At 72.0% G+C, this 20926-nt stretch carries 20 protein-coding genes; 6 read left to right on the top strand and 14 right to left on the bottom strand.

Features of this window, described 5'->3' with window-relative positions; all coding sequences use genetic code 11:
- Position 1 precedes the first annotated feature (1 nt).
- A complete protein-coding gene (locus KV102_RS00710; protein ID WP_220341534.1) occupies positions 2–1231 on the top strand; it encodes a Fic family protein in 1230 nt (409 codons plus the stop codon).
- On the opposite strand, the gene KV102_RS00705 is transcribed toward KV102_RS00710, so the two are convergent.
- From KV102_RS00705 to KV102_RS00695, 3 genes are read right to left on the bottom strand one after another with little or no spacing between them, the layout of a single operon-like run.
- Positions 1200–2447, bottom strand: coding sequence for an MFS transporter (locus KV102_RS00705; protein WP_220341533.1), 1248 nt, complete (start codon positions 2445–2447; stop codon positions 1200–1202). The genes KV102_RS00710 and KV102_RS00705 overlap by 32 nt on opposite strands.
- A complete protein-coding gene (locus KV102_RS00700) occupies positions 2444–2941 on the bottom strand; it encodes a MarR family winged helix-turn-helix transcriptional regulator (protein WP_220345010.1) in 498 nt (165 codons plus the stop codon). Before KV102_RS00700 ends, KV102_RS00705 begins: the two co-directional genes overlap by 4 nt.
- Before the next feature lie 38 nt (positions 2942–2979).
- Positions 2980–3498 (bottom strand): flavin reductase family protein, encoded by a 519-nt coding sequence (locus KV102_RS00695; protein ID WP_308289345.1) that lies wholly within the window; start codon positions 3496–3498, stop codon positions 2980–2982.
- A 70-nt stretch (positions 3499–3568) separates the two neighbouring features.
- On the opposite strand from KV102_RS00695, the gene KV102_RS00690 reads away from it, so the two are divergent.
- Positions 3569–4753 (top strand): winged helix DNA-binding domain-containing protein, encoded by a 1185-nt coding sequence (locus KV102_RS00690; RefSeq protein ID WP_220341530.1) that lies wholly within the window; start codon positions 3569–3571, stop codon positions 4751–4753.
- 13 nt (positions 4754–4766) lie between these two features.
- Here KV102_RS00690 and KV102_RS00685 read toward each other — a convergent pair whose 3' ends face one another.
- The 6 genes from KV102_RS00685 to KV102_RS00660 all read right to left on the bottom strand — a co-directional run bounded on the left by KV102_RS00685 (position 4767) and on the right by KV102_RS00660 (position 15706).
- Positions 4767–6008 (bottom strand): ROK family transcriptional regulator, encoded by a 1242-nt coding sequence (locus KV102_RS00685; RefSeq protein WP_220341529.1) that lies wholly within the window; start codon positions 6006–6008, stop codon positions 4767–4769.
- A 116-nt stretch (positions 6009–6124) separates the two neighbouring features.
- On the bottom strand, positions 6125–9010 hold the full coding sequence (locus KV102_RS00680; protein ID WP_220345008.1) for an aconitate hydratase: 2886 nt from the start codon (positions 9008–9010) through the stop codon (positions 6125–6127).
- 214 nt (positions 9011–9224) lie between these two features.
- Positions 9225–9779, bottom strand: coding sequence for a GNAT family N-acetyltransferase (locus tag KV102_RS00675; RefSeq protein ID WP_220341527.1), 555 nt, complete (start codon positions 9777–9779; stop codon positions 9225–9227).
- A 15-nt stretch (positions 9780–9794) separates the two neighbouring features.
- Positions 9795–12065 carry an SCO7613 C-terminal domain-containing membrane protein gene (locus KV102_RS00670; RefSeq protein ID WP_220345007.1) on the bottom strand — a complete coding sequence of 757 codons (2271 nt, stop codon included), beginning with the start codon at positions 12063–12065 and terminating at the stop codon, positions 9795–9797.
- Positions 12066–12402: 337 nt separating this feature from the next.
- A complete protein-coding gene (locus tag KV102_RS00665) occupies positions 12403–13665 on the bottom strand; it encodes a class I SAM-dependent RNA methyltransferase (RefSeq protein WP_220345006.1) in 1263 nt (420 codons plus the stop codon).
- A 28-nt stretch (positions 13666–13693) separates the two neighbouring features.
- Positions 13694–15706 (bottom strand): APC family permease, encoded by a 2013-nt coding sequence (locus tag KV102_RS00660; RefSeq protein ID WP_220342485.1) that lies wholly within the window; start codon positions 15704–15706, stop codon positions 13694–13696.
- An 89-nt stretch (positions 15707–15795) separates the two neighbouring features.
- Here KV102_RS00660 and KV102_RS00655 point away from each other — a divergent pair, with 89 nt between their 5' ends.
- Together KV102_RS00655 and KV102_RS00650 are read left to right on the top strand one after the other, a co-directional pair.
- Positions 15796–16449 (top strand): TrkA family potassium uptake protein, encoded by a 654-nt coding sequence (locus KV102_RS00655; RefSeq protein ID WP_220346217.1) that lies wholly within the window; start codon positions 15796–15798, stop codon positions 16447–16449.
- Positions 16446–17132 (top strand): TrkA family potassium uptake protein, encoded by a 687-nt coding sequence (locus KV102_RS00650; protein WP_220341524.1) that lies wholly within the window; start codon positions 16446–16448, stop codon positions 17130–17132. Before KV102_RS00655 ends, KV102_RS00650 begins: the two co-directional genes overlap by 4 nt.
- Before the next feature lie 3 nt (positions 17133–17135).
- Here KV102_RS00650 and KV102_RS00645 read toward each other — a convergent pair whose 3' ends face one another.
- The 4 genes from KV102_RS00645 to dut are packed head-to-tail and all read right to left on the bottom strand — an operon-like array spanning position 17136 to position 19490.
- Positions 17136–17864, bottom strand: coding sequence for a DUF3159 domain-containing protein (locus tag KV102_RS00645; protein ID WP_220341523.1), 729 nt, complete (start codon positions 17862–17864; stop codon positions 17136–17138).
- Positions 17861–18232, bottom strand: coding sequence for an OB-fold nucleic acid binding domain-containing protein (locus tag KV102_RS00640; RefSeq protein ID WP_220345005.1), 372 nt, complete (start codon positions 18230–18232; stop codon positions 17861–17863). The genes KV102_RS00645 and KV102_RS00640 overlap by 4 nt, the downstream gene beginning before the upstream one ends.
- Positions 18233–18271: 39 nt before the next feature.
- Positions 18272–18979 (bottom strand): DUF3710 domain-containing protein, encoded by a 708-nt coding sequence (locus KV102_RS00635; protein ID WP_220345004.1) that lies wholly within the window; start codon positions 18977–18979, stop codon positions 18272–18274.
- Between the two features lie 55 nt (positions 18980–19034).
- A complete protein-coding gene (dut, locus tag KV102_RS00630; protein WP_220345003.1) occupies positions 19035–19490 on the bottom strand; it encodes a dUTP diphosphatase in 456 nt (151 codons plus the stop codon).
- Positions 19491–19543: 53 nt separating this feature from the next.
- On the opposite strand from dut, the gene KV102_RS00625 reads away from it, so the two are divergent.
- Positions 19544–20014 carry a DUF3093 domain-containing protein gene (locus KV102_RS00625; protein ID WP_220345002.1) on the top strand — a complete coding sequence of 157 codons (471 nt, stop codon included), beginning with the start codon at positions 19544–19546 and terminating at the stop codon, positions 20012–20014.
- 97 nt (positions 20015–20111) lie between these two features.
- Positions 20112–20456, top strand: a complete 345-nt coding sequence (locus KV102_RS00620) for a DUF4235 domain-containing protein (RefSeq protein ID WP_220341518.1) — start codon at positions 20112–20114, stop codon at positions 20454–20456.
- Between the two features lie 126 nt (positions 20457–20582).
- Here KV102_RS00620 and KV102_RS00615 read toward each other — a convergent pair whose 3' ends face one another.
- Positions 20583–20879 (bottom strand): DUF4193 domain-containing protein, encoded by a 297-nt coding sequence (locus KV102_RS00615; RefSeq protein ID WP_220341517.1) that lies wholly within the window; start codon positions 20877–20879, stop codon positions 20583–20585.
- Between the last annotated feature and the right edge of the window lie 47 nt (positions 20880–20926).

Genomic DNA, 20926 nt, shown 5'->3' with positions numbered 1-20926 from the left:
CATGGACAAGGTTCCGTGGCCGGCGGTGCGGTGGGAGGAGCGGCCCTGGCCCGACCGGCCCGCCGGGCTCGCCCGTCACCGGCGCCGCCGGCACCCTGAGCCGTACGAGGCGGCCGTCGTCCCGGCCATCACCGCGGCGCAGGTCGACCTCGACACGGCGCTGATCGCCGAGGCGGAGGAGGCGGCGGTCGAGGTCGCCCGGTTCGACACCTGGGTCTCGCGAGCCTTCAGCGACCACCCGGAGCCGGAGGCGACGGAGCTGACCGAGCTCGGACCGATGAGCACGATCCTCCTGCGCAGCGAGTCCGCCTCGTCGTCTCAGATCGAGAACCTCACCGCGGGGGCGCACCAGCTGGCCCTGGCCGAGATCGGAGCGGCCACCGGGCCCGAGGCCCGACTGGTCGCACGCAACGTCGCGACCATGCGCGCGGCGCTCGCGCTCGCCGACCGTCTCGACCTCGCCTCCGTGCTGGCCCTGCACCGCACGCTGCTCGCCGACAGCGACCCGAGCCGCGCCGGGCGGTGGAGGGACGAGCAGGTGTGGGTCGGAGGCACCCCGTACAGCCCGCACGCGGCCGAATTCGTGCCCCCGCACCACAGCCGCGTCCCGGAGGCGATGGCCGACCTCATCGCCTTCGTGCGCCGCGACGACCTGCCCGTGCTCGTTCAGGCGGCGCTCGCACACGCGCAGCTTGAGACGATCCACCCGTTCACCGACGGGAACGGCCGCACCGGCCGGGCGCTGGTCCACGCCGTCCTGCGCAGCAAGGGCATCTCCCAACGGGTCACCGTGCCGATCTCGGCCGGCCTGCTCACCGACACGTCCCGCTACTTCACGGCGCTCGGCGCCTACCGTGACGGCGATCCCGCCCCGATCGTCGCCGAGATGGCGGGCGCGACGATGCGCGCCATCGCCAACGGCAACCTCCTCGTGGCCGACCTGATCGAGCTGCGCGACCAGTGGTCTCGCCGTGTCGTGGCCCGCCGCGACGCCGCGGTCCACCGGATGCCGCCGCTGCTCGTGCGGCACCCCGCCGTCGACAACCCGTTGGTCGCGCGCGAGCTGGGCATCAGCGACGTCGCCGCCCAGTCGGCCATCGACCGGCTCGTGGACGCCGGCATCCTCGTCCAGGTCGGCTCGGGGGTCCGTCACCGGGTCTGGCACTGCCCCGAGGTCGTCGCGGCGCTCGACGCCTTCGCTACGCGTGCTGGTCGGGCCTCACGCGGGTGAACGCACGCAGGTCGGGGTGCGTCGCCGCCACGACGAGGACCCCGGCGGCGCCGAGGATCCCGCCGGAGACCAGAGCGGCCTCCGGTGACGTCAGACCGGCCACCGCTCCCCCGCGCACGTTGCCGAGGTCGGGGCCCGCGACCCCCACGACGTGCTCGACCGAGGACACCCTGCCGCGATAGCGGTCGGTGGTCGCCAGCTGCGTCACCACACCCCTGGCGATCACCGCGAGCGTGTCGGCGGCGCCGGCGACCGCGAGCGCCGCGAGCGCCGGCAGCAGCCACGGCGAGGCTCCGAACGCTGCGACGGCCACGCACCAGAGCGTCGCGGCGCCGATCGCCACCCGCGCGGGACGGGCTGACCTGGTCGCCACCCCCGACGCGAGACCTCCGAGGATGCCACCGGCACCGACGGCGGAGAGAAGCAGGCCCGTCACCGCGGGATCACCCCCGAACCGCGCGTCGACGACGACCGGGAAGAGCGACACCGGCATGACCAGCACCGTGGCCAGCACGTCGGTGAGCATCGCGCCGCGCAGGACCGACGACCTCACGACGTACCGCAGACCGCGGCGTACGGCCCGCCGCTCCGCTCCCCCGGTCTCGCCAGCTCCCAGCGGCACCGGAGGCAGCGCGCGGGTGACGCCCCACGCCACCAGGAGCACAGCCGCCTGGACGAGGAAGCACCCCGCCGGTCCACCGAGCGCGACCAGCAGCCCTCCGAGGGCGGGGCCCACCAGCATCGAGACCTGGAAGCCGACGTGGGTGAGGGCGACACCGGCCCCCACCTCGTCGAGCGGGAGCAGCCTGGCCACCATCGCCCGGCGGGCGGGGGCACCCAGGGCGCTGAACCCCGCCTGCAGCACGACCAGACCGAGGACGAGGGCCAGGGACCGGTCGTACGACGCCGCCTGGACGGCCAGCAGCACCGCGACCACCGCACTGCCACCGGTCGTCGTCAGCACCACGCGTCGCCGGTCGGTCGCGTCGGCGAGCGCACCGCCGTACAGGCCCAGGACGATCATCGGCACGGCGTGGGCCAGGCCGAGAGTGCCCATCAGCACTGCGCTGCCCGTGAGGTCCCAGACCTGCTGGAGGAGCGCGACCAGGCTCATCTGTCCCCCGAGCGCGGCGAGCATGCTCCCGGACCAGAGGCGCACGAACGGCCGGCTCGTCCGCAGCGGCCGGACGTCGAGCAGCCGGGACCCCGCCGTCACGCCGGGACCGTCACCGACAGGTGCTCCTCCACCCGCTCCCGGAACGGGCGTCGCTCCAACGCTGCGGCCAGGTCGGCCACCACAGCAAGGAACGGGTACCGGATCTCGCTGTCGAGGTCGAGCAGCGCCTGCTCGGTCGCCCGCCACTCCGCTTCGAGGAGAGGGACGAGCGCCCGACCGTGCGCGGTCAGCGTGACGACTCTCGTCCGCGCATCGCGGCCGGGCGTCGTCTCGACGAGACCGTCGCCGCGAAGGACGCCGACCGTCTGGCTGGCGGCCGAGTGCGTCACCTCGAGCGCGTTCGCGAGCTCGCGGATCGTCATCGGGCCGGTGCGGGCGAGCGTGATCACCGGCTTGGTCAGACGCGGACGGACCGTCAGGCCACGGTCGCGGTAGAGCGCGGCGAGCTCGGCCTCCATCGCGTCGCGGAGCGTTCGCAGCGGCCGCCAGAAGTCGACGTCGGTGGGATCGTCCGGGGAGCCGCTCGTGGTCATCCCGGAAGTCTAACAGCGCTTATACAAGCACTGTCAGGTCACCCGCCGAGGTCCACGTACCGCCCCCGGAGATGGGCGAGCGCCGGTGCGTCGTCGGCGATCTCGACCGTCTCCACCACTCCCTCGACCAGCAGCGGCCAGCCCACCTGACGCGGCTCGCGCGCCACTCTCGCGCCGAGCCACGCGGTCGCCGACGCCAGCACGGGACCGTACGGCGTCTCCGTCCACGTTCCCAGCCTGAAGGGGCCGCCCGGGGCCGGCGCCGTACCGGCGAAGGGGTCGGCGAGCGCCCGGTCGCGCGCCCCCACGACGTTGACCACGAACGGCGCACCCACCACGAGCGCATCGGCGAGGTCGCTGTCCTCGTCGACCAGGAGGAGGACGTGAGCCGGGTCCCCCTCGGCGACGACGAGGGACGAGACGGTCAACCCGGCACGCGACCGGCCGGCGCCCGCGGTGCACACCGTGACCGCCTGCGGAAGCCGGCCGCGGAACCGCCGGACGGGATCCCGCTCGCCCTCGGGCGGCAGGAACGGGTGCTCGGAGTGGATGGTCACGCCGTCAGCGTACGAGCGCCGCGGCGCGAGCCCGAACCGAAACGTCCGAGCGGCACGCCAGGATGGTCCGGTGCGCATCACCGACGAGCAACGACGTCACCGCCTCATGGTCGGCCACCGGGTGGGTGTGAGCCCGTCGAGATCCACACCGACGGTCGAGGAGATCGTGCGCGGCGTGCTCGTGCTCCACGCGACCGACCCCGCGACGGTCTACCTCTCCGTGCTCGCGCGCGCAGGGTCCCTGACCATCGCCGACGTGCGAGAGGCGATGTACGAGCGACGGACGCTGGTGCGCGTCCTCGCGATGCGCCGCACCCTCTTCGTCGCCGACCGCGAGGACCTGCCGGTCATCCACGCGGGAGCCAGCCTCGGCGTCGCCCGGATGCTGCGGACCCGACTGCTCAAGCAGCTCGCGACCCTGCCGACCGACCCGCCCGTCCCCGACCCGGCCGCATGGCTCGCGCACGTCGAGGAGGCCGTCGGCGCCGCCCTGCGAGAGGCAGGGACGGCGACCGGCGCACAGCTCAGCGAAGCCGTCCCCGAGCTTCGCACCGCGATCCTGCCCACCACCGACAAGGCGTGGGACGTCCGCCGGACGGTGACCTCGCCGACGCTCGCGCTGCTCTCCGCGGAGGGTCGCATGGTGCGCACGGAGCCCCGCGGGTCCTGGACGTCGCGTCACCACACCTGGGCGCCGATGGAGGCGTGGTTCCCCAGCGGTCTCCCCGACCTCCCAGAGGCCGACGCCCGCGTCCGGCTCGCCGAGCGCTGGCTGGAGGCCTTCGGTCCGGCGACCGGCGACGACCTCCAGTGGTGGACCGGCTGGAACAAGACCCAGACCCGCGCCGCACTCGCCGGGCTTGACCTCGTCGACGTCGAGCTGTCCGAGGGGCATGGGGTCGCCCTGTCCGGCACCGAGATGCCCGACGCCCCCGAGCCCGGCGCGACCCTGCTCCCCGCGCTCGACCCGACGCCGATGGGTTGGAAGCATCGCGGGTGGTATCTCGGCGAGCACCGCGAGCGTCTGTTCGACCGGATGGGCAACATCGGGCCCACGGTGTGGTGGGACGGCAGGATCGTCGGAGGCTGGGCGGTCCGGCCCGACGGCGAGGTCGTTTACCGGCTCCTCGAGGACGTCGGTGCCGACGCCACCGCGGCCGTCGACCAGGCTGCCGCGCAGATCCACGCGCGACTCGACGGCGCGACCGTCACGGCCTCCTTCCCGACGCCGCTCGAGCGCGAGCTCCGGGCGTGAGGCACCTCGCGGGCTAGACCGAGATCGTCGACCGCACGCGCCCGACCACCGACTCCGCCTCGGCGGAGACCAGCAGCGGATCGGCCATCATCGCTCCGAAGGCCAGCTCGCCGGCCCCCACCAGCACCGAGTCGCGCCCCAGGCCGGGCAGCAGGATCTCCGTACGCCGGTCGGTGGCATCCAGCGTGCCATGACGGAGCTCGGCGTCGACATCCGCGCGGACCGCGGGATACAGCGCGCTCAGCAGGCCGCCGAGGATGACGGCCTGCGGGTCGAAGACGTTGACGAGGTTGGTGATCCCTACCCCGAGCTTGTAGCCGACCTCGCGCAGCGGCAGCGACGGCGTACGCACCTCCTCGAGCAGCGAGACGAGGTGCGCGATGTCGTGCGAGGGCGTCCCGAGCGCGTCGGCGACCGCCACCGCCCCGATCTCGGTCTCCCAGCACCCACGGTTGCCGCACCGGCAGCGTCGGCCGTCCGAGGAGATCCGCATGTGACCCACCTCGCCGGCGTACCCCACCGTGCCGAAGAGCCCTCGGCCCCGCGTGATCAGGCCGGCACCGACGCCGACGTCTCCAGCGAGGTAGACCACGTCCGACATGCCTCGCGCCACGCCGCGGGTGTGCTCGGCGAGCACACCGAGGTTGGCGTCGTTGCCGATCACCACCGGGACCCGGCCGCCGATCCGCTGCTGGAGCAGGTCTCCGAAGGGCACATCTCTCCACTGCAGGTTGGGCGCATAGTGGATGCGTCCGTCCTCGGTCGAGACGATGCCGGGGATCCCGACGCCCACACCGACCAGGAGGGCGTCGTCCGGGACGTCCACGAGCAGCTCGGCCGTCGTGCGCGCGACCTGCTCGGCCACCGCCTCCGGCGTCACCTGCGGCGCGAGGGGTGACGACGCGCGATCGAGTACGGCCCCGCCGAGGCCGACCCGGGCGAGCTCGATGCTCTCCACCCGCAGCTCGACGGCGACCACGCAGACCTGCCGCTCCCCCGGGCGTACGTGCAGCGACGGCCGCCCCGCGCCCTGGCGGTCGCCCCCAGGCGTCGCCTGGGCGACGACGCCGAGGCGCTCCAGCTCGCCGACAAGTGCGGCGATCGTCGACCTGTTGAGCCCCATCCGGGTGGTGAGATCGGCCCGGGACACATCCCCGTCACGGTGGACGTGGCCGAGCAGGGTGCCCAGGTTGTGGCGGCGTACCGCCTCCTGGTTGGCACCCTTGCCGGTCGGTCGCTGCTGCTGCAGTGGCACCGCGTCGTACCTCTCCCTGTGGTGTCCGAGCGAGGCGAAACTAGCACGCCCGGGTCCAATTTTGTCGTCGCTGCAACAAAATCGGCCCGGGCGTGGCTAGCGCAGGATCGGAGCACTCAGGCGAGGAGCGACCGGAGCACGTACGGCATGATGCCGCCGTTGCGGTAGTAGTTCGCCTCACCCGGCGTGTCGATGCGGACGATCGCGTCGAACTCGACGCTCTCACCGTCGGCGCGGGCCGCGGTGACCTTGACCGTCTTGGGCGTACGACCCTCGTTGAGCCCGGTGACGCCGGTGAACGAGAACGTCTCCTCACCGGTGAGGCCGAGCGACTCCGCGTTCTGACCCGCGGGGAACTGCAGCGGCAGGACGCCCATGCCGATCAGGTTGGAGCGGTGGATCCGCTCGTACGACTCGGCGATGACGGCCTTGACGCCCAGCAGGGCCGTGCCCTTGGCTGCCCAGTCGCGGGAGCTGCCGGACCCGTACTCCTTGCCGGCCAGCACCACGAGCGGGATGCCCGCCGCCTGGTACTTCTCCGACGCCTCGAAGACGGTCGTGACCTCACCGTTCTCGTTCAGCTGACGGGTGAAGCCGCCCTCGGTCCCCGGCGCCATCTGGTTGCGGAGCCGGATGTTGGCGAACGTTCCGCGGATCATGACCTCGTGGTTGCCGCGACGCGAGCCGTACGAGTTGAAGTTGCGCGGCTCCACACCGTGCTCGGCGAGGTACTTGCCGGCCGGGCTGTCCTTCTTGATCGCACCCGCAGGCGAGATGTGGTCCGTCGTGACGGAGTCGCCGAGCTTGAGGAGCACGCGGGCGCCCTCGATGTCGGTGACCGGCGAGGGCTCGTGCTCCATCCCGTCGAAGTACGGCGCCTTGCGGACGTACGTCGAGTCGGCGTCCCACTCGAAGACGTCGCCCTCCGGTGTCGGCAGCGACTGCCAGCGCTCGTCACCGGCGAACACGTCGGCGTACTCGCTCTTGAAGGTGTCGGCCGACATGGCACCGGCGACGACCTCCTCGACCTCCGAGGGCGCCGGCCAGATGTCGCGCAGGAAGACGTCGTTGCCTTCCTGGTCCTGGCCGAGCGGCTCGTTGAACAGGTCGGTGTCCATCGTGCCGGCCAGCGCGTACGCGACGACCAGCGGCGGGGACGCCAGGTAGTTCATCTTGACGTCGGGGTTGATGCGACCCTCGAAGTTGCGGTTGCCCGACAGCACGGACGTGACGGCGAGATCACCGTCGTTGACCGCCTGCGACACCTCGGGGATCAGCGGGCCGGAGTTGCCGATGCACGTGGTGCAGCCGTAGCCGACGAGGTTGAAGCCGAGCTTGTCGAGGTACGGGGTGAGGCCTGCGCGCGCGTAGTAGTCGGAGACGACCTTCGACCCGGGGGCCAGGGTGGTCTTGACCCACGGCTTGCGCTCCAGGCCCTTCTCGACGGCGTTCTTGGCCAGCAGCGCCGCGCCGATCATGACCGACGGGTTGGACGTGTTGGTGCAGGACGTGATGGCGGCGATCGTGACCGCGCCGTGGTCCAGCTCGTACGTCGTGCCGTCCGCGGTGGTCACGCGCTGCGGGTTGCTCGGGCGACCCCCGTCCTTGGGAGCCGCGGAGTGCCAGTCGGCCGGCGCGGCGGCGTCGTCGTGACCGTTGCCGTTCCCGTTCGTCGCCGGCGCATCGCTCGCGGGGAACGACTCGGCCGACGCCTCGTCGGCGCCGACGGTGACGCCGTACGGCTTCTCCTGCTGCGGGACACCGGGCTTGCGGTCGTCGCCGCCGGTCTGGTCGTCCTCGACGTAGTTAACGAGGACGGTGCGGAACGCCTCCTTGGCGTCGGAGACGACGATACGGTCCTGAGGACGCTTCGGGCCGGCGATGGACGGGACGATCGTCGAGAGGTCGAGCTCGAGGTACTCGGAGTAGCGCGGCTCCCGGTCGGCGTCGTGCCACAGGCCCTGGGCCTTGGCGTAAGCCTCGACGAGGGCGATCTGCTCCTCGGACCGCCCGGTCAGGCGGAGGTACTTCGTCGTCTCGTCGTCGATCGGGAAGACCGCGATGGTCGAGCCGTACTCCGGGCTCATGTTGCCGATGGTGGCGCGGTTGGCCAGCGGCACGGCACCGACACCGGAGCCGTAGAACTCGACGAACTTGCCGACGACGCCGTGCTCACGCAGCATCTCCGTGATCGTGAGCACGAGGTCGGTGGCGGTGGAGCCCTCCGGGAGCTCGCCCGAGAGCTTGAAGCCGACGACGCGCGGGATGAGCATCGAGACCGGCTGGCCGAGCATCGCAGCCTCGGCCTCGATGCCACCGACGCCCCAGCCGACGACGCCGAGGCCGTTGACCATGGTCGTGTGCGAGTCGGTGCCGACGCAGGTGTCGGGGTAGGCCTGGAGGACGCCGTCGACGGTGCGGGTGAAGACCGTACGGGCGAGGTGCTCGATGTTGACCTGGTGCACGATGCCGGTGCCGGGCGGGACGACCTTGAAGTCGTCGAACGCGGTCTGGCCCCAGCGGAGAAACTGGTAGCGCTCGCGGTTGCGCTCGTACTCGATCTCGACGTTGCGCTCGAACGCGTCCGGCGTGCCGAAGACGTCGGCGATCACCGAGTGGTCGATGACCATCTCGGCGGGCGCGAGCGGGTTGATCTTGCTGGGGTCGCCGCCGAGATCAGCCATCGCCTCACGCATGGTGGCAAGGTCGACGACGCACGGGACGCCCGTGAAGTCCTGCATGATCACGCGCGCAGGCGTGAACTGGATCTCTTTGCTCGGGTCCGCGTCGGCGTCCCATCCGGCGAGTGCCTTGATGTCGTCCGCCGTGATGTCGGCGCCGTCCTCGGTGCGGAGGAGGTTCTCCAGGAGCACCTTCAGGCTGAACGGCAGCGAGTCGACGTCCAGGCCCTCGCCCGTCACCGCTCCCAGCCGATAGATCTCGTACGCGGTCTCCCCGACGTTCAGGGTTTCCTTCGCGTTGAAGCTGTTGACGCTGGCCATCGCCTCTCCTCTTCCGTCCTGCCGGAACCCGCGGTCGCGAAGCGGGCCCTCGAGCGGCGTCGCCGTCCATCGTCGCGCGCGCAGCAACGCGGCGCGCAATGAGGACAGCCTGGTCGCCGCTCGTCATTTATCTCGATGTCAAGATACACGGTATCAAACGTCGGCCACGCAGGGCGAACGAGACGAGCGTGCCCTCAGCGCCCGGGCCGGCGCGTCAGTCTCGACAGACGAGAACGACGTAGGTGTGCCCGTCGTCAGGAGACTCGAACTTGTCGATCGGCACGAACCCGAGAGCGTCGACCACCTTGAGCGCTCGGACGTTGAACTCGGTCACCGTCACCCGGAAGGCGGCGGGCGCGAAGCGCTCTCGGGCGAACTCCAGGCCGACCGCCATCGCCGCCTGTCCGAGCCCCTGGCCCGTCAGCTCGGGGCGCAGCCCACCGGCGGTGTCGAGGGCGTCGTCGTCGTAGTCGTAACCCGGGACCCGCGCCTGGGCGCCGTAGCACCGGTAGCCGATGAACCGTCCCTCGTGCAGGAGGGCCCAGAACCCCTGCGAGAGATCGGCGAAGCGTCGAGGGTGCATGCCGGTCAGGTCGTAGCAACCCTGTGGCTCGAGGTAGCTCCAGGTCGCGACGTCGTCGGCGTGCTCACGTGTCAGCTCGACGATCTGCATCCGTCCGCCCCCCGCTCGTCGCCGGGTCACCCGACGCCGCCAGCCTGCTCCGTGCTCGGTGCAGGTGCCCGTATCCAAGCATGTGACGACGCTCACGGGCAATGCCTCCCGTCACCGAAGTCGCTGGACGTATGCCACCACGGCCCGCGCGTCGCGGACCCGGGCCTCCCACGTCGCCCCGGCGAGGACCAGGCCGACTCCCACCACACCGGGCGGAAGCCACCGCGGGAGGTCACCGACGAACGGCCCGGCCCAACGGACCACAAGCACCGTCGTCAGCGCGCCGCCGATCACGAACGGTGCACGCCACCGCAGCGACGCTCCGGCGGCGAGGACCCCCACCGCGGCCAGGGCCAGAAGCAGCCCTCGCAGCGAGGCGGGATCGCCCAGTGCCTGGGGAAGGCTCGGCAGCAGGGCGAGCGTCAGCCCCGGCCAGAGGACGTCGCTCGAGCGCGCGGCGTCGCGTACGACGAGAACGGCACCGACCGCGAGCAGGACGATCCCGAACGGCAGCGTGTAGGCCTCGACGACCCCGATGTCGGAGGCGACCAGCCGAAGGACGTAGGCCAGGCCGAGCAGAGCGGCACCCGTCGGTGCGTAGACCCGCCGGTCCGCACGCAGCAGGCCGACCGTCGTCATGGCCACCCCCACGATGGTGAGGACGAGGCTGGACCACGCCGTCCCGACCCACGCGGCGAAACCCACGGAGACCAGCCCGGCCATCGGCGCCACCACCTCGACCGCCAGGCGTACCGGCGCAGGGAGGCGGGGTACGGCGCTGCCGAGGAGAAGCACCGCCGCGAGGCCCGCGGCGACCAGCGCCAGCACCCTCGCATCGGCGCCGGCGACGTCCGCCCAGCCGACGGCGGCCGCGACACCGAGCACTCCGGCGACACCAACGGCCGCCGCCACACCTGCGTCCCGTTGAGCACTGCGCGGTCGCAGAGCCAACGCCGTCGCGGCGACGACGATCGCGGCCGCGGCACCGACCGTCCACGTGAGCGTCGCGGCCGGAGCCGATCCGATCGGCGCCAGCGCGGCCGCGGCAGTCCAGAGCAGGCCCGTCGCGGCAGCCACGACCGATGCGCCCGAGTCCTCCCGGAGGAGCATCCACAAGACCGCCGCTCCCCCGGCGACGACGAGCTGCCCGAGAGCCAGAACGACGACCGGCGCGTCCAGCAGGACGACCAGCACCGCGGCTCCTGCCACCGCCAGCAGTGCGGCGGTCGCCCGCAGCGCGACGCGCTGGGGCCGCGTCGACGACGGCTGCGGCCACCACGCCACGACACAGGCGACGCCCGCGGCTCCGAGCCACAGCGCGAACGCCCGCCCGGGCGACAGCCCGGAGTCGGCCGTCAGGCGAAGACCAACGTCGGTGGACCACCCCGGCAACCACGAGTCGCTCACCGCGGACAGCGCACCCACTCCTGCGACGACGACCCCGATGAGCAGGGGAAGCACGCCGACCGCCAGTGCGGCGCGGACGCCGGTCTCCCATCCTCGCGACCAGCGCGCGTGCAGGAGGCCCGCGCCGGCCAGCACCAGGGGCACCGCGATCCAGGTCGTGGACGCCACCTCGGGCGGCACCTGCTCGCCGACGAGGAGGAAGACAGCGGCGACGCACACCGCGAGGTCGAACCCTGCGACGCCGCGGACCAAGGAGACGGCCAGCCGAGCGACGTGCCCGGAGAACGCGTGCGAGACCACGACCGAGAGGGCCACCACGAGGACGCCGTGCAGCAGCGCGGCAGGAGCATCTCCCTCGGACCAGCGGGTGGAGAAGGTCGGGGAGAGGGCGACGCCTGTCACGATCCACAGCGCGGCGAGCCCCAGCATCGACGCTCCCCCGAGCGCGGTCACCCAGGCCGCCACCAGGAGTGCGCCGCGCCAGCACACCACCGCGAGCAGGATCACGAGGGCGGCCACCGGGGTCAGCGTCCAGCGCAGGTCCACCTCCATCAGCAGCACCAGCGCGACTGCCGCCGAGACGGCACCGATCGCCACACCCAGCTGGGCCGAGACGAGGGTCGGCATCCATCGGCGCGACCAGACGGCCACCACGGCACCGACACCGGCCAGGACGGCCCCGAACCCGACGACCACCGCGGCGCCGTCCAGCTCGTCGAGACCGAGCAGGCCGGCCGACATCGCTGCACCGGCGTCGACGGCCGCGAGGACTCCCGTGACCGTCCACATCGTCTCGGCCGAGGCGCGGAGCCGGCGAGTCGTCAGCCACACCGCCGACCCGCAGGCGGCCGCGGTGAACGCCAGCAGGATCAGGGTGCGACCGGTGAGGCCGACCCGTCCCCACGTCACGGCGATGAACACGAACGCCGCCACGACAAGGCACAGCGCGCCCAGGGCGAGAAGGGTGCCGCCCACCGTCCAGCGTCGGGACGCGCCCGCTGGCGGACGGCCGGGCGTCGCTACCGGCGGTCCCCCGGCGGGGGCAGGCCTCGGTGGCTCCACCGGCGGTCGGGCGGCAGCCTGCTGAGCTCGCCAGACGGCCGCCTCGTCCTGCAGCTCTCGGAGCACCGTGTCGGCCTCGCTCAGCAGGCGGAGGAGGGCGAGCGGGCGCTCGCCGCGGAGCTGGAGAGAGCAACGGGGGCATCGCGGCGAGCCGCTCGCAACGGTGCCGCAGCTCGGGCAACGACTGGGGTCGGCGTAGGTCACCCGCGAAGTCTCTCGTGCGCGGGGGGCACCCTCCTCAGGACACTCCTCACGACGCGCGGTCGAGGACCGCGACACACTCCACATGGTGAGTCATCGGGAACAACGCGTACGCCTCGAGCGACCCGAGCACGTAGCCCTCCTCGCCGAACGTCTTGACGTCACGGGCCAACGCCGCCGGGTCGCAGGCGACGTAGACGACCCGCCTCGGGCCGAGTGCCGCGATCCGACGGACGACGCGGGCACGGGCACCGGTCCGCGGCGGGTCGAGCACCACCACGTCCGCCCGCGCCCCCACCTCGCCACGCCGAAGCGCCTGCTCGACGTCGCCGTTGACGACCCTGGCCTGCGGTAGCCCGTGCAGGTTGCGGCGTGCGTCGCGTGACGCCCGCGGGTCTCCCTCGACGCTGATCACAGTGCCCGACGACCCCACCTCCTCGGCGAGGAACGCGGTGAAGAGGCCGACGCCCGCGTACAGATCGGCCATCGTCTCCCCCGGCCTGGCCTCCACCGCTCGCCGGACGGCGTCGACCAGTGTGGCGGCCGCCTGCGGGTGCACCTGCCAGAAACCGGCACCGCCGACCCGGAACTCGTGGCCGTCGACCTCCTCGCGGACCCATCCCCGTCCACGGACCCGGTGGCCGTCGGCCATCAGGCCGACGGCGTCGACGTCAGGCAGCTCCCCCGTGACGTCGTACGCCGCCACGAACCTGTCGCCAGTGGACCCGGCCACCGCTGTCACCCGCGACGCCGGCCACGGGGTGTCGAGCACCCGCGGCAGGGCAGGAGACGCGATCGGGCAGTCATCGAGCGGGATCACCTCGTGCGAGCGGTGCTTGCGCAGTCCGAGGTGCCCGTGAGGATCGGCGGCGAACGTCACGCGAGTCCGCCACCCGAGTCCGTCGGCGGCGGTGTCGGACAACGGCGGACGGACCACGACCTCCCGCTGGATGCCGGCCAGCCGGCTCAGCTGCTCGCTCACGACGGCGCCCAGCAAATCGCGCTGGACACCGAGGTCCACGTGCTGGAAGTCGCACCCACCGCACAGGCCCGGCCCGGACACCGGGCACCTGGGCTCGACCCGCCCCGGCGCCGCCTCGAGGACCTCCACCGCGTCCGCGCGGAGGAATCTCGCGCCCGCGGCGCCCTCGGTGATCTCTGCGACCACCCTCTCGCCGGGCAGGGTGTGCCGGACGAACACCACGCGGCCGTCCCACCGGGCGACGCAGTGCCCGCCGTGAGCGATCGCCCCGATGTCGAGCTCCACCCGGGTCCCGGTCAGGTCGTCGGTCGCGTCTGCCTGGGTGCTCATGCCTCCAGGGTGACGCATGCCGCCCAGGTCACGGCTTCCGGCGCTCGTTGAAGGTCCGTCCCTGGCGCACCTCGCCCGGCACGGGGCGTACGCGCTCCGGACCGCGCTGCTTGGCCGACTGCAGGAGGTAGGGCACGCTCGTCACGACCACGCCGGGGGTGAACAGCAGGCGGCTCTTGAGCCGGAGCGCGGTCTGGTTGTGGAGGATCTGCTCGTACCACCGGCCGACCACGTACTCGGGGACGTAGACCATGACGATGTCGCGCGGGCTCGCCCGGCGCAGCTCCTTGACGTACTTGATCACCGGCCGGACCAGCTCGCGGTACGGCGACCCGATGACGACCAGCGGCACGGGGATGTCAAGGGCGTCCCACTGCTCGGTGAGCCGCGTGGTCGCAGCAGGGTCCAGGTCGACGGTGATCGCCTCCAGCGCGTCGGGCCGTGAGACCCGCGCGTAGGCGAGCGCACGCATGACCGGCTTGTGGAGGCGACCCACGAGCACGATCGCGTGCACGCGCGACGGCAGGGTCACGTCGGACTCCTCGATCGCGAGCTCGTCGGCCACCTCGTCGTAGTGGCGCCGGATGCCGCGCATGAGGACGTAGAGCACCACCATCGCCGAGATCGCGATCCACGCTCCAGCGAAGAACTTGGTGACGAGGACGATCACGAGCACGGTGGCCGTCATCGCCAGCCCGAACATGTTGACCGAGCGCGACCGCTTCATCCGGCGCCGCTCGGCGGGATCGGTCTCGGTCCGGAGATGCCGGCCCCAGTGCCGGAGCATGCCCAGCTGGCTGAGGGTGAACGAGACGAAGACGCCGACGATGTAGAGCTGGATCAGGCGGGTCACCTGGGCGTCGAAGGCCAGGATCAGGACGATCGCGGCGAGCCCCAGGAGCACGATGCCGTTGCTGAACGAGAGCCGGTCGCCACGGGTGTCGAGCTGCCGCGGGAGGTGTCCGTCGCGCGCGAGCACCGAGCCGAGCACGGGGAACCCGTTGAACGCCGTGTTCGCGGCGAGGACCAGGATGATGCCGGTCGTGGCGACCGTGAGGTAGAAGAGCGGCTGCGCGTTGTCGTACACCGCCGCCGCCAGCTGACCGATCACCGTGTCCTGGACGTAGGAGTCGCCGACCGGCACGCCGTCGCGGGTCAGCTGCGTCGCGGGGTCCTCGGCGAATCGCAGATGGGTCAGGTCGGCGAGCACGACGATGCTCATCAGCATCGTGACCGAGATGACGCCGAGCAGCGCGAGGGTGGTGGCGGCGTTCTTGCTCTTCGGTCGGCGGAACGCGGGGACGCCGTTGCTGATCGCCTCGACACCGGTCAGCGCCGCGCAGCCCGACGAGAACGCACGGGCGACCAGGAACGTCATCGCGACCGCCGAGACCGCCCCGAGGTACGGCTCCTCCGCGGCGAGCTCGAGGTCTGCGCTCGCGACCTTGGGGAGGTCACCGAGGGCGTAGCGGGCGAAGCCCCACAGCGCCATGCCGATGATCGAGGCCATGAAGAGGTAGGACGGGATCGCGAAGGCGGCCCCCGACTCGCGCAGTCCGCGCAGGTTGACCGCGATGAGGAGGAGCACCAGCACCGACGCCGCCAGCGCCTCGTGCCCGTTGAGCCAGGGCAGCGCCGCGGTGGCGTTCTGGACGCCCGAGGAGATCGAGACCGCCACGGTGAGGACGTAGTCCACCATCAGCGCCGAGGCCACCGTCACGCCCGCGCGCGGCCCCAGGTTGACCGTCGCCACCTCGTAGTCGCCGCCCCCGCTGGGGTAGGCACGGACGTTCTGCCGATAGGACGCGACCACCGTCAGCATCACCACCGCGACGGCGAGGCCGATCTTCCAGTTGAACGCGTACGCAGACAGCCCGCCCATCGACAGGACGAGGAAGATCTCGTCCGGCGCGTACGCCACCGAGGACAGCGCGTCGCTCGCGAAGACGGGCAGCGCGATGCGCTTTGGAAGCAACGTCTCGTCGAGCTGCGTACTGCGCAGCTTGCGCCCGAGGAACATGCGCTTGCCCAGCTCGGCCATCCCCACTCTGAGGATCGTAGACCTGTCCCTCCCGGCCTGCGCTCGGCCCCGCCCGCGCGGTGTAGCGTCGTCGCGTGCACATCGTCATCATGGGGTGCGGCCGCGTCGGCTCGACCCTCGCGCAGCGCCTCGAAGAGCGCGGTCACTCGCTGGCCGTCATCGACAGCGACGCCGACGCGTTCCGCCGCCTCGGGCCCTCGTTCTCGGGTCTGACCGTGACGGGCCTCGGCTTCGACCGCGACGTCCTGCAACGAGCCGGGATCGAGCGGGCGCACGCCTTCGCCGCCGTGTCGTCCGGCGACAACTCCAACATCATCTCGGCACGCGTCGCCCGCGAGCAGTTCGGCGTCGACACCATCGTCGCCCGCATCTACGACCCCGGACGCGCCGAGGTCTACGAGCGCCTCGGCGTCCCCACGGTCGCAACCGTCACCTGGGCCGCCGACCAGGTGCTCCGTCGCCTGCTGCCTGCGGGCCACGACCCCGTCTACCGCGACCCCAGCGGCGAGGTGCGCGCCGACCAGGTCCCCGTGCAGGCGAAGTGGGTCGGCCGGACCGTCGACGCCCTCGAGAAGGCCACCGGAGGGCGGGTCGCGAGTCTCGCGCGCTTCGGCAAAGGGCTGATCCCGACCGGCGCCACGGTCCTCCAGGACGGTGACGTCGTCCAGCTGTTCTCTGCCATCCCCGACTCTGCGGACGTCTTCAGCGCCCTCGAGCTGGGCCCCCGAGAGGACGAGTCATGAAGGTCGCCATCGCCGGTGCCGGTGCCGTCGGACGCTCGGTCGCCACCGAGCTCCTGGAGAACGGGCACGAGATCCTCCTCATCGACCGCAACCCGCGAGCGATCCGCTCGCACGCGGTCCCCGAGGCCGAGTGGATCCTCGCCGACGCGTGCGAGCTCTCGGCGCTGGAGACCGCGCAGCTCGAGCAGTTCGACGTGGTCATCGCCGCGACGGGCGACGACAAGGCCAACCTCGTCGTGTCCCTGCTCGCCAAGACGGAGTTCGGCGTGGACCGCACGGTCGCCCGCGTGAACCACCCCGACAACGAGTGGCTCTTCAGCGGGTCGTGGGGAGTCGACATCGCGGTCTCGACGCCGCGGATGATGTCCGCCCTGGTCGAAGAGGCGGTGACCGTCGGCGACCTCGTGCGTCTGTTCTCCCTGCGCGGGTCCAACGCCAGCCTCGTCGAGCTGACCATGCCCGAGGACTCCCCGTACGTCGGGGTCCGGGTCGGCGACGTCCCGTGGCCGCGCGACGCGGTGCTGGTGGCGATCCTTCGGAGCAAGAGCGTGCAGGTGCCCGAGCCCGACCGCAGCCTCGAGACCGGCGACGAGCTGCTGTTCGTCGCGGCGATCGACTCCGAGCGCGCGCTCGAGCACCTGCTCGCGCCCAGCGAGCACCAGGGCGACCCGGGCGAGGGGTGACGGTCAGTCGCGCGGCTGGAGCTTCGGCTGGATCTCGAGCGCCTCGCGCGACAAGAGCTTGCCGGCCGCCTCGGGATCGGCGGTGGGCGTGTGGTTGCGGCCGAGCAGGTACGCCATCGCGCCGAGCGCAGCGAGCTGGAGCGGCCACCCCATCACGATCTTGGCGGTGCCGAGCAGCGCCACGTGGTCGCCGACCCACAGCGGGTACTGCACCGCGACGCGCAAGAGGCACGGGATCGCGAGGATCAGCGTGAGACGCGAGCAGAGCCGCGTCAGCGCACGGTCGCGGTGCCAGGCGGTGGGATCGCCCGTGACGCTGCCGACGAGGAAGCCGACCAGCGGCCACCCGACGACGACGGTGAGCAGGAGCACCGCGCCGTACGCGCCGTTGTAGATGACGCCCGGCAGGAAGGCGTCTCGCGCCTCGCCGGAGCGGAGCGCGAAGATCGCGGCGATGCCGATCCCGAACAGCGAGTTGAGGACGAACTGCGTGGTGCTGCGCTGGACCACGCGGGCGACCAGCAGCACGACCGCGAGGCCGACACTGATCCCGAGCGCCAGCTTGAGGTCGCGGGTGATGAGCCAGCTCGCCGTGAAGCCGATGGTCGGCACCGCGGCCTCGAGCATGCCTCGGACGCCACCGAGCGCCTTGGCGAGCTGCGCCCGCACGACCTGCTCGACGGTGACGTGGGCATCGGGACGCTCGGCGGGTCCCGCGGTCTGACCGGTCATCGACTCAGCTCGTATCGGGGGTTGTAGATGACACGGCCACCCTCGCGCAGACCTAACCGTCCGGTCGCCGTCAGCACGCGCCCGACCTCGATGCCGGGCACCCGCTTGCGGCCGAGCCAGACGAGGGTCAGGGAGCCGGAGCCGTCGTAGAGCACCGCCTCGAGCGCCCGGGACTCCGACTGGGGACGGAAGGTGACCGTACGCAGCTCGCCGTGGGCGGTGACGACATCGCCCGCGCGCTGGTCGCACAGGGGCAGGCACCCCGCCTCGACGGCCTCCACGCGCAGCTCGGCGTCGTCCGCGCGCTCGGCGAAGCCGCTCATGCGCTCACGCGCGCGGCTCCACAGTGTGCCGGTGGTGCTCGTCATGGTCCCAGCGTAGGCCGCGCGCGGTCGCGCCGCCTCGCCTCAGGCCTCGCGGGTCGGCGACTCGGCACGGACGGCACCCGCGGGGACGACCACGGGGATCTGCTCACGAGGGGGCATCGGGACGTCACCCCGGACGATGATCAGGTCACGGACGGTCTGCTCGAGGAGGCTGTCCGGATCGGACGTCTCGCCCAACGTGCCCATGAAGGTGGCGCGCAGCAGCCATCGCGGACCGTCCACACCGATGATGCGGCTGGCCTGGACGCCTTGGCGGCCGTCGGGCGCCTGCACCGGCACCTCGACCCGCAGCTCGCGACCGAACGACGAGTCGACCTCCTCGACCTTGCCGCCGACACGCTCGACCTCGGCGACGATCTCGGGGCGGATCTCGTCCCAGAGTCCCGCGTGGCGGGGCGCGGCGAAGGCCCGCAGCTCGACCGCGCTGCCCTCCCCCATCGCCACGACGGACGTGGCGACACCGGACTCGGGGTCGGTCGGAATCTGGATGTCGAGCCCCACGCGGCCGTGCACGATCATCGCGCCGACATCGACGTAGGTGGGGTCGTCCTCGAGGACCTCCCGCTCGGAGGCGTCCCATGGTCCGGACGACCGGTCGTAGGCCGGAACGGCCGTCTCCGGTTCCTCCGGCGTCTCGGACGTGGGCTCCTGCGGCTGCGCGGTCGCCTCGGAAACCTCGGCGGACTCCGCGGCGGCGTCGCTGTGCGCCTTCTTGCGACGACCGAACATCACCGCGCTCCTCTCGTCTGTCTTCTTGGTCGGGTCCTCACGTGCCCGGTCGTCGTCACGACCCCGAGGCCACGGCGAACCCGCCCGTCGAACCGTACCCCCCGTCACCCCGTGCCGACTCGGGGAGGGCGTCGACGACACGGAACTCCGCCTGCTCGACCTTCTGGAGCACCAGCTGGGCGATCCGGTCGCCCCGCGCGAGCACGATGGCCTCGCTCTGGTCGAGGTTGACCAGGCACACCTTGATCTCGCCACGGTACCCCGCGTCGACGGTCCCCGGAGCGTTCACGATGGACAGTCCTGCCCGGGCGGCGAGTCCCGAGCGAGGATGCACGAGCGCCACGTACCCGACCGGGACAGCGACCGCGATCCCCGTCGGGACGAGCGCGCGTTCTCCCGGCTGGAGCGTCAGGTCGACGGTCGTGCAGAGGTCTGCCCCCGCGTCCCCGGGATGGGCGTAGGACGGCAGCGGGATCGACGGGTCCAGACGGGTCAGCATCACCTCGAGCATGAACGAGGACCCTACCGGGCGGACCGTGCGTGCGGGCATGGCAACCTGGGGGCATGACCCGTGAGGCCGACGCGCCGTCGTACCGCGAGCATCTCAGCGTCCCGGTCTCGTGGTGGCTGGCCGGTGCCGGCCTCACCGTGATCGTCTGGTGGATCTTCGTGCTCGCCACGCCGATGTGGGTGGCGCTCGGCGCGGGCGCGGTCGCCGGGGCCGCCGTCGCGGCGGGTCTCGTCCAGTACGGCCGGGCCGTCGTCGAGGTCTCCAACGTCCACCTGCGCGCCGGGGCGGCTCGCCTGCCGCTGGTCTACTGCGGCGAGGTCACCGCCCTCGACGCCGCCCAGACCCGCGCGCTGCACGGCCCTCAGGCCGACGCCCGCGCGTTCTTCCTCCTCCGGCCCTACATCGCCACCGCAGTCCAGGTCCAGGTGACCGACTCGCGCGACCCCACTCCGTACTGGTTGATCGGCACCCGCCACCCTCACGAGCTCGCCGACGCGCTCAGCGCACGTCGCGCCCGCGGCTGACGCGCGGACCCGCCACGCCCGGACCTGCGACCCGTGACGAACGGATAACGTGTGGGCCAGACGGCTCCGTACGACCGTGACGAAGGGAAGGAAGACCGTGGCGCGCAGCACGAAGAAGGCCCCGACCGCCAAGGGCAAGAAGTCCAAGAAGGGGTCGGGCAAGGCGGCCTGGAAGCTGCTGGACCGCACGGCGACCGTGGCCGCCGGTGTCATCGCCACCCAGGCGGCCGCCCTCGTCTGGCGTGCCGCGACCGGTCGCAAGCCTCCCACCGACGACATGTCGCGTGATCCGGCGATGGCGACCCGCGAGGCCGTGGCCTGGGCGGTCCTGGCAGGGGCGAGTGCCGGCCTCATCAAGGTGGTCCTCAACCGCCAGGCGGTCAACTACTGGGTGCGCTCGACCGGAGATCTCCCGCCCGGTGTGAAGCGCCCCAAGGCCTGAGGTCCTGAGGCAGCACAGTCCCCTGGGCACGGCGACGCCCCCGACCGCTGGTGCGGTGCGGGGGCGTTGTCGTTCGCATGCATCGACGCTGCCGGCAGCCTGTCGTGATGCCGGCGAGCGACTGCCTCAGGCGCAGTCGACGCAGATCAGCTGCTTGCCCTTCTCGCGGGCGAGCTGGCTGCGGTGGTGCACCAGGAAGCACGAGCTGCAGGTGAACTCGTCCGACTGCTTCGGAAGAACCTGGACCGAGAGCTCCTCGTGGGACAGATCTGCACCGGGGAGCTCGAACGACTCCGCGGCCTCGACCTCGTCCTCGTCCACCTTGCCCGAGTTCTTCTCGTGGCGGCGGGCCTTGAGCTCTTCGATGCTGTCTTCCGACTGCTCTTCTTCGGTCTTCCGAGGAGCGTCGTAATCAGTCGCCATGAACCCTCCTCTTCGACTCTCACATCCGGGCCTCCGAGCGGCCGGAT

Source organism: Mumia sp. zg.B53 (assembly GCF_019550935.1).
Classification (GTDB): Bacteria; Actinomycetota; Actinomycetes; order Propionibacteriales; family Nocardioidaceae; genus Mumia.
Note: the sequence above shows the minus strand (reverse complement) of the source record. Positions and strands in the feature narration are given on the sequence as shown.